The sequence below is a fragment of the Mycobacterium sp. NGS19 genome, assembly GCF_059813155.1.
The window spans coordinates 447605-463039 of the sequence record NZ_JCALEB010000001.1 but is presented as its reverse complement, the minus strand read 5'-3'; the positions used below and the strand labels follow the sequence as shown (position 1 = coordinate 463039).

Annotated in this window: 14 protein-coding genes and 1 pseudogene; 9 read left to right on the top strand and 6 right to left on the bottom strand. The window is 65.5% G+C overall.

Annotated features, from left to right (window positions below; genetic code table 11):
• The first annotated feature begins 3 nt into the window (after nucleotides 1–3).
• Nucleotides 4–1677, top strand: a complete 1674-nt coding sequence (locus tag AC5Y4N_RS02335; protein WP_499906705.1) for an FAD-dependent oxidoreductase — start codon at nucleotides 4–6, stop codon at nucleotides 1675–1677.
• Here AC5Y4N_RS02335 and AC5Y4N_RS02330 read toward each other — a convergent pair.
• Nucleotides 1631–2566: a LysR family transcriptional regulator gene (locus AC5Y4N_RS02330; protein ID WP_499906703.1), complete on the bottom strand. Its 936-nt coding sequence runs from the start codon at nucleotides 2564–2566 to the stop codon at nucleotides 1631–1633. The two genes, AC5Y4N_RS02335 and AC5Y4N_RS02330, sit on opposite strands and share 47 nt — an antisense overlap.
• A gap of 71 nt (nucleotides 2567–2637) precedes the next feature.
• Here AC5Y4N_RS02330 and AC5Y4N_RS02325 point away from each other — a divergent pair, with 71 nt between their 5' ends.
• Nucleotides 2638–2973, top strand: coding sequence for a nuclear transport factor 2 family protein (locus AC5Y4N_RS02325; protein ID WP_499906701.1), 336 nt, complete (start codon nucleotides 2638–2640; stop codon nucleotides 2971–2973).
• Nucleotides 2974–2982: 9 nt separating this feature from the next.
• On the opposite strand, the gene AC5Y4N_RS02320 is transcribed toward AC5Y4N_RS02325, so the two are convergent.
• Nucleotides 2983–4215 (bottom strand): alpha/beta hydrolase family protein, encoded by a 1233-nt coding sequence (locus AC5Y4N_RS02320; protein ID WP_499906699.1) that lies wholly within the window; start codon nucleotides 4213–4215, stop codon nucleotides 2983–2985.
• 91 nt (nucleotides 4216–4306) lie between these two features.
• On the bottom strand, nucleotides 4307–5035 hold the full coding sequence (locus AC5Y4N_RS02315) for a hypothetical protein (RefSeq protein WP_499906697.1): 729 nt from the start codon (nucleotides 5033–5035) through the stop codon (nucleotides 4307–4309).
• Between the two features lie 413 nt (nucleotides 5036–5448).
• Here AC5Y4N_RS02315 and AC5Y4N_RS02310 point away from each other — a divergent pair, with 413 nt between their 5' ends.
• The 4 genes from AC5Y4N_RS02310 to AC5Y4N_RS02295 all read left to right on the top strand — a co-directional run bounded on the left by AC5Y4N_RS02310 (nucleotide 5449) and on the right by AC5Y4N_RS02295 (nucleotide 11001).
• Nucleotides 5449–7611, top strand: coding sequence for an Rv1355c family protein (locus AC5Y4N_RS02310; protein WP_499906695.1), 2163 nt, complete (start codon nucleotides 5449–5451; stop codon nucleotides 7609–7611).
• Between the two features lie 44 nt (nucleotides 7612–7655).
• Nucleotides 7656–9515, top strand: a complete 1860-nt coding sequence (locus tag AC5Y4N_RS02305; RefSeq protein WP_499907454.1) for a putative bifunctional diguanylate cyclase/phosphodiesterase — start codon at nucleotides 7656–7658, stop codon at nucleotides 9513–9515.
• Nucleotides 9516–9587: 72 nt separating this feature from the next.
• Nucleotides 9588–10262, top strand: a complete 675-nt coding sequence (locus tag AC5Y4N_RS02300; protein ID WP_499906693.1) for a TetR family transcriptional regulator — start codon at nucleotides 9588–9590, stop codon at nucleotides 10260–10262.
• A gap of 64 nt (nucleotides 10263–10326) precedes the next feature.
• A complete protein-coding gene (locus AC5Y4N_RS02295) occupies nucleotides 10327–11001 on the top strand; it encodes a ScbR family autoregulator-binding transcription factor (RefSeq protein WP_499906691.1) in 675 nt (224 codons plus the stop codon).
• On the opposite strand, the gene AC5Y4N_RS02290 is transcribed toward AC5Y4N_RS02295, so the two are convergent.
• The gene (locus AC5Y4N_RS02290; protein WP_499906688.1) at nucleotides 10989–11504 is read right to left on the bottom strand and encodes a PAS domain-containing protein; all 516 of its coding nucleotides are present in this window, start codon (nucleotides 11502–11504) and stop codon (nucleotides 10989–10991) included. The two genes, AC5Y4N_RS02295 and AC5Y4N_RS02290, sit on opposite strands and share 13 nt — an antisense overlap.
• Nucleotides 11505–11874: 370 nt before the next feature.
• On the opposite strand from AC5Y4N_RS02290, the pseudogene AC5Y4N_RS02285 reads away from it, so the two are divergent.
• The 3 genes and pseudogenes from AC5Y4N_RS02285 to AC5Y4N_RS02275 all read left to right on the top strand — a co-directional run.
• Nucleotides 11875–12201, top strand: a pseudogene (locus tag AC5Y4N_RS02285) (transcriptional regulator); the annotation flags it as partial.
• Nucleotides 12193–12588 (top strand): helix-turn-helix domain-containing protein, encoded by a 396-nt coding sequence (locus AC5Y4N_RS02280; protein WP_499907452.1) that lies wholly within the window; start codon nucleotides 12193–12195, stop codon nucleotides 12586–12588. The pseudogene AC5Y4N_RS02285 and the gene AC5Y4N_RS02280, both read left to right, overlap by 9 nt.
• 625 nt (nucleotides 12589–13213) lie before the next feature.
• A complete protein-coding gene (locus tag AC5Y4N_RS02275; RefSeq protein WP_499906686.1) occupies nucleotides 13214–13663 on the top strand; it encodes a hypothetical protein in 450 nt (149 codons plus the stop codon).
• A 33-nt stretch (nucleotides 13664–13696) separates the two neighbouring features.
• On the opposite strand, the gene AC5Y4N_RS02270 is transcribed toward AC5Y4N_RS02275, so the two are convergent.
• A complete protein-coding gene (locus AC5Y4N_RS02270; RefSeq protein ID WP_499906684.1) occupies nucleotides 13697–14149 on the bottom strand; it encodes a VOC family protein in 453 nt (150 codons plus the stop codon).
• Nucleotides 14150–14261: 112 nt separating this feature from the next.
• Complete coding sequence (locus tag AC5Y4N_RS02265; RefSeq protein WP_499906682.1) at nucleotides 14262–15386, bottom strand: citrate synthase 2; 1125 nt, start codon at nucleotides 15384–15386, stop codon at nucleotides 14262–14264.
• Between the last annotated feature and the right edge of the window lie 49 nt (nucleotides 15387–15435).

Genomic DNA, 15435 nt, shown 5'->3' with positions numbered 1-15435 from the left:
CGGATGCCGCACGTCATCACCCAGTCGTGCTGCAGCGACGGGTCCTGCGTCTACGCGTGCCCGGTGAACTGCATTCACCCGACGCCCGACGAACCCGGCTTCGCCACCGCGGAGATGCTGCACATCGATCCGGACGCGTGCGTGGACTGCGGCGCCTGTGTATCGGCCTGCCCGGTCGGTGCGATCGCCCCGGACACTCGGCTCACGGCTGAGCAGTTGCCGTTCGTCGAGCTCAACGCGTCGTTCTATCCGCCTCGGCCGCCAGGCGAAAAGCTGCCTCCCACATCGAAACTCGCGCCCGTCATCGAGGCGCCGGCGATCCGGCGGCGCGGCCCGCTGCGGGTGGCCATCGTGGGATCGGGTCCCGCGGCGATGTACACCGCCGACGAGTTGCTGACCCAACCCGACGTGCGGGTCAACGTGTTCGAGAAGCTGCCCACGCCGTACGGCCTGGTCCGCGCGGGCGTGGCGCCCGACCACCAGACCACCAAGCGTGTGACGCGGCTGTTCGACCGGATCACCAGCCAGCCCGGGTTCGGCTTCTATCTCAATGTCGAAGTGGGAAAGCATCTTTCGCACGAAGAGCTTCTGCGCCACCACCACGCGGTGGTCTATGCAGTCGGCGCATCGGCAGACCGGCGCCTGGACATCGAGGGCTTCGGCATGCCCGGCACCGCCACCGCCACCGAACTGGTCGGCTGGATCAACGCCCACCCCGACTACCGTGACCTCGACGTGCCGCTGGACCACGAGCGCGTGGTTATCGTCGGCAACGGCAACGTCGCGCTCGACGTCGCACGATTGCTCACCGCAGACCCCAAAAAGCTTGCCGCCACTGATATTTCGCGTGCTGCACTGACGGCACTGGCGGGCAGCAAGGTGCGCGAGGTGCTGGTCGCAGCCCGCCGGGGCCCGGCCGCGTCGGCGTTCACCCTGCCGGAAATGATCGGGCTGACGAATGCCGCGCGGGTGGCGTTGAGCGCCGACGACCACGAGCTGGTCCGAGCGGATCTCGCCCACTGCTCCGATCGCCTCACCCGGCACAAGCTCGAACTACTGGCCTCCCTTGACGTTCACGACGATCACGGCGACGCGCCGGTGGTCCGGCTGGCCTACCGCATGACGCCGTCGCGGGTGCGCGGGCGTCAGCGCGCCGAAGGCATCGAGTTCATGGTCACCGGCACCGACACGGTCCGCGACGTCGCCGCTGGGCTTGTGCTGAGCTCGATCGGGTACCGCGGCCGGCCGGTACCGGGTCTGCCGTTCGACGACGACGCGGGCGTGGTGCCAAACCGGGGCGGCCGCGTGCTCGACCCGCAGACCGGTTCTGCGGTGCCGGGTAGCTATGTCACCGGTTGGGTCAAAAGGGGGCCAACAGGTTTCATCGGCACCAACAAGTCGTGCGCCCAAGAGACCGTCAACGCGCTCGTCGACGACTACAACGCCGGCAGGCTCGCCGATCCGGTGGCAGGCCCTCGGGCGTTGGACCGGCTGCTGCGCGCGCGCCAGCCTGAGGTCATCGACCGGACGGGCTGGCAGGCCATCGATCGCGCCGAGATCGAACGCGGTCGCGCGGACGGCCGGCCGCGCGACAAGTTCGCCACCGTCGAGGAGATGCTGCAGGTGGCCGCTAGCGCCCGGCCACGCCGCGGCCTGCTGGCCGGTGTGCTGCAGTAGCGTCGGCCCGGGAAGCGGCTGCGGGAAGAGGCCAGAGCCGTACCAGCGCCGCGGCCGCTGAAGACAGCCGACGGTCCGCCCGCCACGCGACAGCGACTCCTCCGCGCAGCACCGGCCGCACGATGCGCACCAGCCGCACGTCGTCGCGGGTGCGCGCATACGACTCTGGCAGCACTGCCACCCCGAGTCCCTGCGCCGCCAGGTCCGCGACCACCTCCGGATTGCTCACCTCGAGGGTGACCCGGGCGGTGAGCCGGGTGTGCGCGCACCCCTCGTCCAGGCTGGCCCGAATGCCGGCCCCCCGTGGCAGACAGATGAGGTCGTAGTAGACCAGACGGCGCAACGACACAGTGCCGTGCCTGGCCAGCGGGTGAGCCGGGTCGACCGCCGCCACCAGGACGTCGTCGTTGATCACCTCGACGTGCAGGCCGCCCGGCGGAGAGGAGAACCCGATGACGGCCAGATCCAGCGACCCGTCGCGCAGACCGGCGACCAGCTCGGCGGTCGGCGCTTCGATCAGGGTGACCCGTACGTCGGGGTGGCGGTGATGAAACCGCGCCAGTGTTGCGGTGACGACGCCGGGCGGGCACGACGTCATCATTCCCACCGCGACGTGGCCGCGTAGCACTCCACTGAATTCGTTTGCAATGCTACGGATTTCGGCGACGGCCGCCAATGCGGTCCGGGCCAGCGGCAGCATCGCGATGCCAGCGTCGCTGACCCGCACAGAACGGCCGGAGCGGTCGAACAAGGTCTGTCCGAGCTCCTGCTCCAGCCGGCGGATCTGTGTGCTCACCCCGGGCTGCGCGACATGCAGCCTGGCCGCTGCCTTGGTGAAGCTGTTCTCCTCCGCGACCGCGACGAAGTATTCCAACTGGTGAAGTTCCATAACCAATCATTATGGATCGCATAAGGATCATATCTTGGACTTATGGACGGGAACCGACGCACCATGAGGGCATGGAACCTATGACGATTGCCCAGACCTACTTCGACAGCTGGAACGACAAGGACTTCGACCGGTTGCGGTCGATTCTCGCCGATGATGTGACATTCTCCGGGCCGCTGGGGTCGGCGAGCGGAGCCGACGACTACGTCGCGTCGCTCGCCCGGTTCGCGCAAGCCCTCGATGGCGTCTCGGTGGAGAAGATGATCGCCGACGACAGCGACGTGCTGACCTGGTTTCACCTCCACCCCAAAGGAGGCGACCCGGTGCCCGTCGTCAATTGGTGCCACCTGGAAAACGGCCGTGTGCAGCGGGTCCGGGTGACCTTCGATCCGCGGCCGCTGCTGTAACGGACCCCCTCAGCGGTGCAGCAGCCCCGACTGAACCAGGGCCGCCTCGATGAAGTCCTGCACCGGCCGAGAGCGGAAGAATCCGGTATGGCCGCCGCGATACCAGACGATCTCGGGGCGGCCCCAGTGCTCCCAGAGCCGCACCACCTGCTCGCGCGGGTGGACCAGGCGATCGGCGACACCGCCGTAGATGAAGCGGCCACGCATCGGCACTTTCGGTGTCAGCGACAACGGTGACACCATCCGACCGATCGGTCTGGCCATCCGGATCGTCTCGCGGCGCGGGTCGTCACTGCTCAGCCCCGAGTGACGGGCCAGGACGTCGACAAGATCGGCCACCGGGACACCGAGGATCGCGCACGTCAGGCCGTCTTCGAGGCTTGCCACCAGCGCCGCGATGTAACCACCCAGAGAGATGCCGTCCAGCCCGATCGGCGATTCGGGCTCCTGCAACCGGATCCACGACAGCACCCGGCGGATGTCCCACACAGCCTGCGCCGCCGCGTGCACGTCATCCTGCACGTCTTCGCCGGGCAGGACGGCGCCCTTGGGCACCCCGCGCTTGCGTGGGCCGTGCAGCGGCAGCACCGGCAGCACGACGTTGAGGCCCAGGTCCTCGTGCAGGTGCCAGGCGCGGAACAGCCTCAGGTCGATTCCGCCGCGGCCCATCTCTGTGCCGTGCACGCACACCAGCCACGGGCGCGGCTCGTCATGCCGCAGCATCAAGCCGTATTCGCGATTGTTGGCCGTGTAGGACAGCCAGCGTTCGCGGCCGGGCTCGCCGTCGTAGGGTTCGTAGCCGCTATCGAATGCGAACCGGTGGTAGGACCGGTTGCGCCGCTTGACCTCGCGCAGTCCGATGTCGGTGAGTTCCGGCGGCGCGGCGAAGAAGCCCTCGGGCGCGTCCAGCCAGCCCTTGTCGCCATAGAACTGCAACGCGGCGGTCACCTCTCGGGTGATCCGCTCGAAGGCCACCGGTTCGCTCACCGGCCGGCTCATCCGCAGCCCGCTGAGCACGATCTCGTCGCGCAACGCCTGCGCGGCCAGCGACACGGTAGGCCGGGCGATCGGCAGCTCGCTGGGCTTACCGTCGAGGTAGTCGCGCCAGGACTGGGCGTAGTAGCGACCCGTGCGAGCGAACGGGCGAATGACCGCCGACCGCACCGCCTGCACCCGGGAAGGCTTGTCGGCAGACGTTTGTGCGGGCTTGTCCTGCGGCTCGTCGCGATGGGGTGCTGCCATGTAAGGCGATGTTATGCCTAGTGCCAACGGCACCGGACAGTCGCCCACCCCTGCCCGGACTCACCGGCAGGCCGGCCGCCTCGGACGAGGCTCAGCGCGTCGATTCGGCGACGGCAGCAAAGTTACTTCGGATCGCACTGTTTTCGATGAGCATCTTGGCGGCTTGGTGCGGCGCAGCGTGGCGGATGAAGGTACGCCGATCCCACCAGATCAGCTTGGTCTGGTAGCGCTCGTCGGGGTACGGCGCCGCCGGAATGGGGGCGATGACGCCGCCGGACGACCGCCATCGGTTGAGCACATAGGCGGCGGCAGTGGCCATGTGGAACTGCACGCCCAGCAGCGTGGCGATGTGATATCCGCTGCGGGCAATGGCCTCGGTCAGTTGCTGGCTGTGCGCAACTTTCTCGCCGACCCAGGCGGATTTCATCTCCAGGACGCCGTAGGGAATCCGGTCCTCGATCATCTTGCGTACGGCTTCTTGCCCGGGTTGGCCTTGCCATTCGACGACGGCATGCGAGTCGTCAGCGCAGCTCAGCGGACCGATCGCGCGCACCCCGGCAACCACGGTGTCGTCGGCGTCGAGGGCTGCGAAGAACATGATCGTGTCGTCTCCGCTCTCCAGAGCGGCTTGGTCGAGGGCGCATTCGACGCCGTGGCGCCGGTAACTGTGCACGGCACCTTCGCCGTACTGCTCCCACAACTGCGGATCCACGCCGGGCTGAGACACCATGAGGCGGTAGCCCGTTTCGTCGTCATGCCAGCACAGTCGCTCGCTGAGTTGGAAATTCGTGATTTGCTGTTGCGAGAATGCGATCGGCATTACTCATCTCCTTCGCGGGTTGGCTGGGGTGGACGACTTTTGCTCCCTGCATCAACTCGCACCCCGAGGGTCATATGTTTTCATAATGACCAGGAATAAATCCCGGGCTAATTCTAATAGTTCGGTTAATGCAAATCTAGATGCGAAGGGTATGTAATTAGTGCTAGTTTCATACTTTTAGTTTTCCACAGCCCGGTGCCCTTGGCGCGGCTACCACCACAACGTATTGCGGTTATGCTGCGACGGAATTCCGGCAATCGCCATTATTGACGGGTGCTTTTCCGAACGCGGCGGGCGACCATTACGACACCCTTTAGCCGTCGCCATGGCGCAAATTCGACCGGCGACTCGAGGTACTGACGAGCGCGGGCCGCCTCGACACGGCGACGTGCGCATGCCACCCTACATCTGCTGTGACACAGGCGCCTGACCCAGATGAGCACCGCGCGCGCGTCCTCGACGCCGGCGATGCTGACGACCATGCGCTCTTGACGCGGTTGCGCGCCGACGAGCGCATCGACGTGGTCGACACAGTCGCGCAACAGAAGCGCACCCTCGCCGGCATCGTGCCCTCGCCGCCACCCGAGGTGACCACCGAGCCGACGCGCTGGGCGTACTTCCCGTGGCGCCGAACGCTCGCGGCGATTCTGGGTCCGCGTGGGTATCGGCTGGTGCGACTGGACCGCAACCGCAACCTCATCACCGCCGCAGAGCACGAGCGGCTCGCCGCGCTGCGCGTGGGAATCGTGGGGCTCAGCGTCGGTCACGCCATCGCGCACACCGTTGCGCTGCAAGGAGTGTGCGGATCGCTGCGGCTGGCGGACTTCGACGATCTCGAGTTGACCAATCTCAACCGGGTGCCGGCCACCGTCCTCGACCTCGGCCTGAGCAAGGCGGTAGTCGCAGCCCGTCGCATCGCGGAGGTCGACCCGTATCTTTCGGTGGACGTGATGCCCTGCGGCATCACGCCGGAGTCTCTCGACGAATTCGTCGACGGTGTCGACATCGTTGTGGAGGAATGTGATTCGTTCCAGATGAAGGCCGCTGTGCGGTTGGCGGCGCGGGCCCGCCGTCGACCGGTGCTGATGGCGACCAGCGACCGTGGATTGGTCGACGTGGAACGCTTTGACCTCCAACCCGATCGCCCGATTTTTCACGGCCTGATAGGGGATATCGACGGCGAAGGAATCGGCTCGCTTGGAGGCGCGGACAGGGTTGCACAGTTGCTGCGCCTGATCGACGGTGCCGCGCTCTCCTCACGCGGCGCAGCATCGCTGCTCGAAATCGGCCACACGCTGTCCACCTGGCCTCAACTGGCCGGCGACGTCGCGGTCGGCGCCGGGACGATCGCGGAGGCCATCCGCCGGATAGGACTCGGCGAACCCCTTCCGTCGGGACGAATCCGCGTCGACGTCGCAGCCGCGCTGTGCAACCTCGACGATCCGCTGTCACGGCCCACCCCGGCGCCACCTCCGTCGACCTCTCCGCCTGAGACGGCAGAGCCGGAGCGCGTTGCGGAATCCGTTGCTGCGGCAGCCATCCGGGCACCATCGGGCGGGAACGCACAGCCGTGGAAAATCGAATTCAGCGACCACTCGGTCAGTGTGTCGCTCGTGCCGGAGCACACGTCGACCATGGATGTCGGCCTTCGCGCCAGCGCAGTCGCCCTGGGCGCGGCCGTGTTCAATGCGCGTGTCGCCGCGGCCGCGCAAGGCGTTCTCGGTCCGGTGTCGATATCGGAAGGCGGCAACGGCTCACCGCTACATGCGGTGCTGACCCTCGGTGACGAGCAGCCGGATCGGTTGTCCGCGCTGGCCGATGCCATGCGCAACAGGGCGACCAACCGGCACGCGGGAACAACGAAACCGTTGCCCCCCGCCGCAGTTGCGGATTTGACGTCCGCCGCCGCCAGCGAAGGCGGCCGGCTGCGGCTCCTGACCGACGCCGCCGAAATCAACTCTTGCGCAGCAATTCTCGGCGAATCCGACCGAATCCGTTATCTGACACCGAAGCTGCACGCGGAGATGATCTCGGAACTGCGGTGGCCAGGCGACGACGCGGCCGAGTCGGGTATCGACGTTGCGAGCCTGGAACTCGATGCAAACCAGTGGGCGGTGCTCGACATTCTCCGCCGATCCGATGTGATGGCTGAACTCGCCGCGTGGGATGGCGGCGCCGCCTTGGCCGCCGACACCCGTGACCGTGTCGCGGGATCATCCGCCGTTGCGGTTGTCTGTGTGCATGGCCGTACGCTGCTGGACTATGCACGCGGCGGATCATCGCTGGAAGCGGTTTGGGTGGTGGCAGAGCAGCATGGCATTGCGGTGCAGCCCATCTCGCCGGTGTTCCTGTACGCCCACACCGCTGACGAGCTCAGCAGTCTGTCGCCCTCCCATGTCGCCGAATTGACAACGCTGCGAGACGAGTTCGCTGATCTTGTCGGTCTGGAAACGGGGGAGTCGCCGGTGCTGGTGCTGCGGATGTTCTACGCAGCGCGTCCGTCGGTGAAGAGCCGTCGGCGTCCGTTGACTGCCGGTCGGTCCGACGCGCACCTTCGATCTGCGGAGCTGCGGTGACCGTAACCCTCGATGTCCTGGTCACCTCCGTTGCGACGAAGCTGATGTCGGCGACGGCGGCGAATGCCGCTCAGGTGAGTCAGGACGTTCTGGCCACCATGGTCGAGTACTTCGACGTCGACGTGAGCTTTCTGCGGCACAACGACCACAAGATCCGGGCCTCGCGGCTGATCGCAGAATGGCCACCGCGCGAGGACATCCCGGATCCGGACCCACTCGCGGTGGTCTACTTCGAAAATGCCGATCCGGTGTTCGCGGTATCGGAGCACGCCAAAGCGCCGCTGGTGATTCGTCCAGATCCCACGACCGACGACTACCAGCGTCGCATCGAAGAGGGCCGCCACATCGTGGAGACGTCCATGGCCGCGGCGCCGCTCGTCTCGGGTGAGACCACCACCGGGGCACTCGGTTTCGTGAAATACGGCGACCGTGAATGGACCACCGAAGAGCTGAATGCGGTGGAAGCGATCGCGTCGCTGTTCGCCCAGCTTCAAGCGCGGATCAACGCCGAAGAGCAGCTGCGCTACCTCGCCGACCACGACGACCTCACCGGCATGCACAACCGCCGGTCCCTGCTGAGCTATCTCGACGGGCGGTTGCAACCGAGCCAGCCTCCTGCGGTGGCGCTGCTGTTCCTGGACCTCGACCGTCTCAAAGCCATCAACGACTTCCTCGGGCACACCGCGGGAGACCAGTTCATCCGGGCCGTCGCGCAGCGGCTCTCCGACAAAGTCGGTACTACCGCGCTGATCGCCAGACTCGGCGGTGACGAATTCGTGGTGGTGCCGCGTTCGGCTGTCGATATCCACGACGCGGAAGCGCTGGCGCAGGAATTGCACGCCGCATTGTGCGACCGCGTCAATATAGAAGGCGAATTGGTAACGCGGACCGTCAGCATTGGGGTAGCGACCGGTATTCCCGGAGAAGACAGCACAACGGATCTGCTGCGGCGTGCGGATCAGGCGGTGCTGGCCGCGAAGAATGCCGGCGGGAATCAGATCGCGGTGTTCACCCACGAAATGGCGAAGCGCAGTGAATTCCGCAACGACATCGAATTGCACCTGCAAGACGTGATCGACAGTGGGGCGCTGACGCTGCACTACCTTCCCGAGGTGGACATGCGCACCGGCGAGATCCTGGCGCTCGAGGCGTTGGTCCGATGGCAGCATCCGGTGTGGGGCCTGCTGTCGCCGGACGCGTTCATCGGTGTCGCGGAATCGGTCAACCTCGCAGGCGAATTGGGCCGCTGGGTGATCAGGGCAGCATGTTCGCAATTCGCAGCCTGGCGCGAACGTGGTCTGGGACACAATGCGCTTCTGCGGCTCAACGTATCTCCCGTGCAGCTCGTCGCGGCCGGTTTCGTATCGACAGTCGCCAACATCATGGACGAGTATTCGCTCGACGGCAGTTCGTTATGCCTCGAAATCACGGAAAGCGTTGTGGTGCAAGACATTGAGACCACACGCACGACTCTCGCGGGGCTGAGCGCGCTGGGTTTGCAAGTTGCCATCGACGACTTCGGCACCGGCTACAGCGTGCTGTCTTACCTCAAGGACCTGCCTGTCGACACACTCAAGATCGACAGGAGCTTCGTGCGTGAACTCGGCAGTAACGCCGGGGATCTGGCGATCGTGCGTGCCATCATCGGACTTGCCGAGGCGTTCGATCTCACTTTGGTCGCCGAAGGAGTGGAGACCGAACTGGCCGCTCAGACACTGGTGGCCCACGGCTGCTACCGCGCTCAGGGCTTTCTGCTGTCGCGGCCGCTGCCTCACGATGCGACCGAGAGGCTTTTGGCTGCCGGTCGAGTTCCGATGCGATTTCCCGTCACCGAGGTGGCCGGTGGATCCGACGCCGACGGCGGTGAACACGGTCACCATTCGTCTACCGACCGGGTCCATTGACCGAAGTGCAGACCGAAGTGGCACAATACCTCAAAGAAAGTCCGTATTCCGTAAAGGTATTCCGAGCGTCACGTGACCGAACCGAGCGATAAGCGAGCCGACCTCACACGTCGGCAGATTCTTCATGCCGCGGCTCATCAGTTCGCGCATCGGCCTTACAGTCAGGTCAGCCTCGACGACATTCTCGCCAATGCCGCGGTCACCAAGGGCGCGATGTATTTCCATTTCCGGTCCAAGTACGCATTGGCACTGGCGATCATCGAGGAACAACTGGACAGAGGCCGGGTCGCCGCGAAGGCTGCCTTCTCGCGTCGGCTCTCTGGTCTTGAGACGTTGATCGACATGTCGTATCTCGTTGCCACACTTGACCTCAGCGACGAGGTGTGCCGCGCCGCAATGAACCTGGTCGAGAGCGTCGGTCGTGCCGACGGTGTGCAGGCGAAACTGCTCGGCGAATGGATCGACGCATTCGCGATCATCTTCGAGCGCGCGATTTCCGAAGGTGACGTCAAAGCAGACGTGGCGCCCGACGCGGCGGGACGGCTGCTCGTCGCGTTGTACATGGGGCTGCGCCAAGCCAGCGACCTGTCGAATTCCCACACCTTCTTCGCGAACTTCGAGCAGTTGTGGCTGCTGGTCTTGTCCGCCGTGGCGCCGCCCGACCGGGCCGGGTACATGACCCAGTTCATCAAGCGGCGCACCGCGATGGCCGTGAACACGGTGCCCCTGCGCGCCGACACGCCCTGACCGCGCGGCGCTGTTACGCTCACCGGGGCGCCGCGGCGACGGCGGACTTCGGAGGAGTGCAGGCATGGCGCGGCAGGCCCGGTCTGAGTTGACCCGGCAGAAAATCATCGACGCCGCGGTTGGCCTGTTCACCGACGTCGGCTATGAAGCCACCAGCCTGGGCGACATCATCGACCGGGTCGGGGTGACCAAAGGCGCGCTTTACTACCACTTCGACTCCAAAGAGACGCTGGCGCGCGCGATCGTCGAGGATGGGATGGCCGCGATGACGGCCTGTTTCGCCGACATCACATCGGCGCCGGCGCCGGCCTTCGAGAACGTCATCCACGCTGTGTTCGTCGTCGCCGATATGGTGCGGCACGACAAGTTGGCTCGCACGGCCGTGCGGCTGGCTCGTGCACAGGCCGACTTCAGCGAGTGGGCAGCTGAGGTCTACACCGGATGGATTCAAGTGATCACATCACAGATGACGTCGGCGCGGGAGCAAGGCGACCTCAACGAGGCCACGGACCCGGTGACGGCCAGTGAGCTGCTGCTAGCCGCGGTCCTCGGCGTGGAATTGTTGTCCAGCGCCAGTTCCGGATACGACGATCTCGTCGCTCGCCTCACCCGCGCCTGGGATGTGCTGCTTCCGGCGATCGCCAACAACGAGGCGCTGCCGTACTTTCGCGAGTTCGTCTCCCGGGAATCGATACGTCATGCGGGGTCAGCGCTGACGATCGGAACTCAAAGGCCTTGAACCCACAGCTGCTCGGTGAGGTCCTGAAAAGTCACCAGCGCCACGGGATCGTCGTCGCGTCGTAGCACCGACTTGCTCATTCGCGCGTTCACCGGCGACCCGTCGTGATGTTTGAGCTCGACGACGACATCGGCAAAGGCGCGCATGGCGGCCACTGCTGAGGTGTCCGCGGGCAATGCGGTGAACAATTCCCGAAACTGCAACGCGGTGAGTTCCGCATCGGTGTAGCCGAGCATTTCAGCGCAGGCCCTGTTCGCGAATATGATTTCGCCGTCTTCGGCCACGGCCAGCGCGGCGACCGGGAGCCGGTCGAGCAGCACCAGCGCAGGTAGCTGACGCAGGACTTCCAGGGGTGACTGGCCGGCTTGGTGGTTACGTCGACGCTCCATGGTCCCGAAAATCCTTGATACGGACAACTTCTGAATGTGGGTCACGGAAATTCGTACCACATTTCCCAGGCCTTTTTCGGTCTTCGGCAGCCTGAAAAGTGTGATCAGCAGCATGGGGCCTGCGCTGGTCGCTGACACGATTCCGGCGGTAGGAATGGAAAAATGCAATACTGCTGATCATCATTATTGAACTGGCAGGCAAATATTACGAAATGCGGACTGATTTTACGCCGCCGCAAAGCGATCGAGCGTTCCCGCCGGTCGCATGGTTTTCAGCCGTCCCAGGTCACCGTGTCTGCGCGCCGAGACGCCGCGTGACGGTGCCCAGCCCGCTCGGGCATACCCGTGGTTGCTCGGAACGCGCATAATCATCCCGAACGTATGTAAAGATGTCATCGTTCTAGTCGTCGGTTTGATGTTGCGCGTTACGGCGAGGCGGGCTCTTCGAACCCACCTGCCAGCACGTGAGGGAAAGAGGAGTTGAATGAGTGACACATTCGCAGCCCGTTTGAACCGGTTGTTCCAAACGGTCTTCCCGCCAAGCCGCGGACCGCACAGCTCGGCGGAACTGGTGGCGGCGCTCAACGCTCAGGGCGTGCGCACGTCGGCCCCCTACATCGCGCAGCTACGCGCCGGGGTGCGCACAAATCCGTCGAAAGAGCTGGTGGAAGGCATTGCCGCGTTCTTTCGGGTGAGCCCCGCGTACTTCACCGACGAGCAGTACTTCGACAGCATGTCCGAGGGCCCTCTCGACGCGGTGACGCGTGTGCACTCGCTGCCGTGGCGGGAGCAACGGCGAATGGTGAAAAAGACGTTCACCCAGCGGCTCAACCGCCTGTTCGACACGGTGTATCCCCCTGGCCGCGGCCCCCACACCTCGGCGGAGCTGATCAATGCCCTCAACGCTCAGGGCATGCGGATTTCGGCGCCCTACCTGTCCCAGCTGCGTAAAGGCACGCGCGGGAACCCGTCGAAAGAGATGGTGGAGGGCATCGCCGCGTTCTTCCGCGTCAGCCCGGCCTACTTCACCGACGACTGGTATTTCCGGGTCATGGACAAGGAGCTGACGATCCTCGCGGCGATGCGTGACCAAGGGGTGCGACGGGTTGCCAATCGGGTGGTGGGGCTGTCCGCTCACGCCGTCGAGGAGCTCGCTGCAAAGGTTGAAGAGCTGCGTCGGGCTGAACACCTCGACTGACGCCCTCAGCGGTCCATCCGCGGACGCTGGTTAACAGCGCTTTGCCGGCCGGTGTCGACGTCGCGGCCGACAGGCATTGGTCAAACCGGTTCGATGCCCACTCTTTCTGCGTGGGACGACAGCTCTACGTTTGCGATTCGCCTCGGACGACGGCAGCGCTGAGCACGCTGTCGAGCGCGGATCTCAGTGGTGCCAGGTTTTGCTAGATGTTGTGAGGTCAACAACGCCGTGGCTAGACTCGGCGGTGGTTCGGCGAATAGCCGAGCCGACGGCGTACGCCATGGGTTGAGCCGAGGCGCCATCGGTGGTTTCGGCCGGCGGGGTACCCGTGGATGCGCCGACGAGCGCGTTGGCCGCCTCGCCGAACACCCGGACGGGTGCGGCCAACGCGCTCGTGAGTGATCATGTGGGGCAAACTGCGGGCTATCTGCAATGTCGAATCTCGGGGTCGCACTGGCGATTTCGCGCGCGGCCCCAGCGCTGTACCTTTTAAGCGCCCTGGCTCGGCGTTTATTTGCAAACGAAAATACGAAAGTCCGGAAACCGAAGACTTTTTTGATTATCAGTCGGTATTGTCCGGTACATGCCGACTCAAAGCTCTATCAGGCCGGCGCCTCCTGCCAAGATGGACGGTCTTCACGCAGCAGGTAGCGAACCGCGGCGTGGCGCTGACGCGAAGCGAACCCGCTCGCATCCGCACATCGACCTGCTCAAGGGATTGACGAAGCAGGCCGCCGCCGACCTTGCCAACCGATTCGGCTGGACACAGCTCCCCACCGACGAAGTTCCCTACTACCAGAAGTCCGAGGCCACGCACGGTCGGCTCACCCGTTGGGTGCGCATTCTCGACCCCGGTCGCAGTGGCGTGGTCGAGTACATCAGCTTGTACTGGGACGACGACGGGCATTGGACCGGCCTCGCGGGTAGCGAGCGGTACCGGCGCGGCGTCAGTGTCGGCACCGAGTGGGTGCGCACCGTCGCGGCTCTGGAGGAACGCTTCCGTGGCGGCGCCACCGACGAGCAGGGCGAATCCGACCCGGCGATGCTGCGGCTGGTCGGCGAGGCCGACGCTTGATGCCGCGGATGTCGCAGCGCTGAGGCGCTAGGGCTACTGCTGGCTGAAGGCCCGCTGTATTTCTTCAGGGCTCACTTCACGTACCGGCTGGCCCAGCGACCACTGATGACCGAAGGGATCGCGCAACATGCCGTACCGGTCGCCCCAGAACTGGTCCTCGACCGGCATGACTACCGTCGCACCGGCGTCGACCGCCTGCTGAAATTTCGCGTCGACATCGGTGACGACGAGGTGGATGGTCACCGGCGTGCCGCCGAGCGCGGTCGGTGCACTGCGCTTGCCGTCGTTCATCTCGGGGAAGTCGTCGGCGAGCATCACCGTCGAACCGTTGAGCCGCAGCGCCGCGTGGATCAGCTTCTTGCCGTCCGGGCCCGGAACGCGGCCGAGTTCCACCGCTCCGAACGCCTTCACGTAGAAGTCGATGGCGGCGGCCGCGTCGTCGACGGTCAGGTGCGGCAGCACAGCAGGCTCTACCTCGATGGCCATGGTGATCTCCTTCTTCCGGGGGTTGGCTCACTAGATAGACCTGCCAACGGCGCCGAAGTCATCGTGACCATCGCCTGCCCGCGAGGAAGGATCGTGACGCGAGCGACGGCAGTCAGACGCCGACGCGGGCGATCTCCGACCACCCGTCGACCGAATCCAGCGGCCGCGGGCCGGGTCCCACATACACCGCGGACGGCCGCACCAATTTGCCCAGCCGCTTCTGTTCGAGGATGTGCGCGCACCACCCGGCGGTGCGCCCGCACGTGAACATCGCCGGCATCATCCTTGCGGGCACGCCGGCGAAATCGAGGATCACCGCAGCCCAGAACTCGACGTTGGTTTCGATCGCCCGGTCTGGGCGGCGTTCGCGAAGCTCGGTCAGCGCCGCCTGCTCCAGCGCCGCGGCCACCTCGTAGCGTGGCGCGGCGAGTCGCTTGGCCGTTGACCGCAGCACCCGGGCCCGCGGGTCCTCCGCGCGGTACACGCGGTGGCCGAAGCCCATCAGCTTCTCCTTGCGGTCGAGGATGCCCTTCACCACGGCGGTCGCGTCGCCGGTCTTCTCGACCTCTTCGATCATCGGCAGCACGCGTGCCGGTGCGCCGCCGTGCAGCGGTCCGCTCATCGCGCCGATGGCCCCGGACAGCGCGGCGGCCACGTCCGCGCCCGTCGACGCGATCACCCGCGCGGTGAACGTCGACGCGTTCATCCCGTGCTCGGCCGCAGACACCCAGTAGGCGTCGATGGCTTCCACGTGCTTGGGGTCGGGCTCGCCCTTCCAGCGGGTCATGAATCGCTCTGTCACCGTTGAACATTGGTCGATCTCGCGCTGCGGTACCGCCGGGCGCTCGATCCCGCGGGCGGACTGCGCGACGTACGACAGCGCCATCACCGACGCCCGCGCCAGCTGCTCGCGGGCCGTGTCGTCGTCGATGTCCAGAATCGGCTTGTATCCCCAGATCGGCGCCAGCATCGCCAAACCCGCTTGCACGTCGACACGCACATCACCGGTATGGATGGGCAGCGGGAACGGCTCGGCCGGGCGAAGGCTCCGCCCGAATCTGCCGTCCACCAACAGCGACCACACGTCGGCGAACGTCACCCGCTGCTCGACCAGATCCTCGATGTCGACCCCGCGGTAGCGCAGCGCACCGCCGTCCTTGTCCGGCTCGGCAATCTCGGTAGTAAAGGCCACCACGCCTTCAAGTCCGCTGACGAAATTCTCCGGTACCGCAGTCATGGCGCTGATTCTCGCACTCGGCTTGCCGGCGCTGTCTACCGGTCGGTAA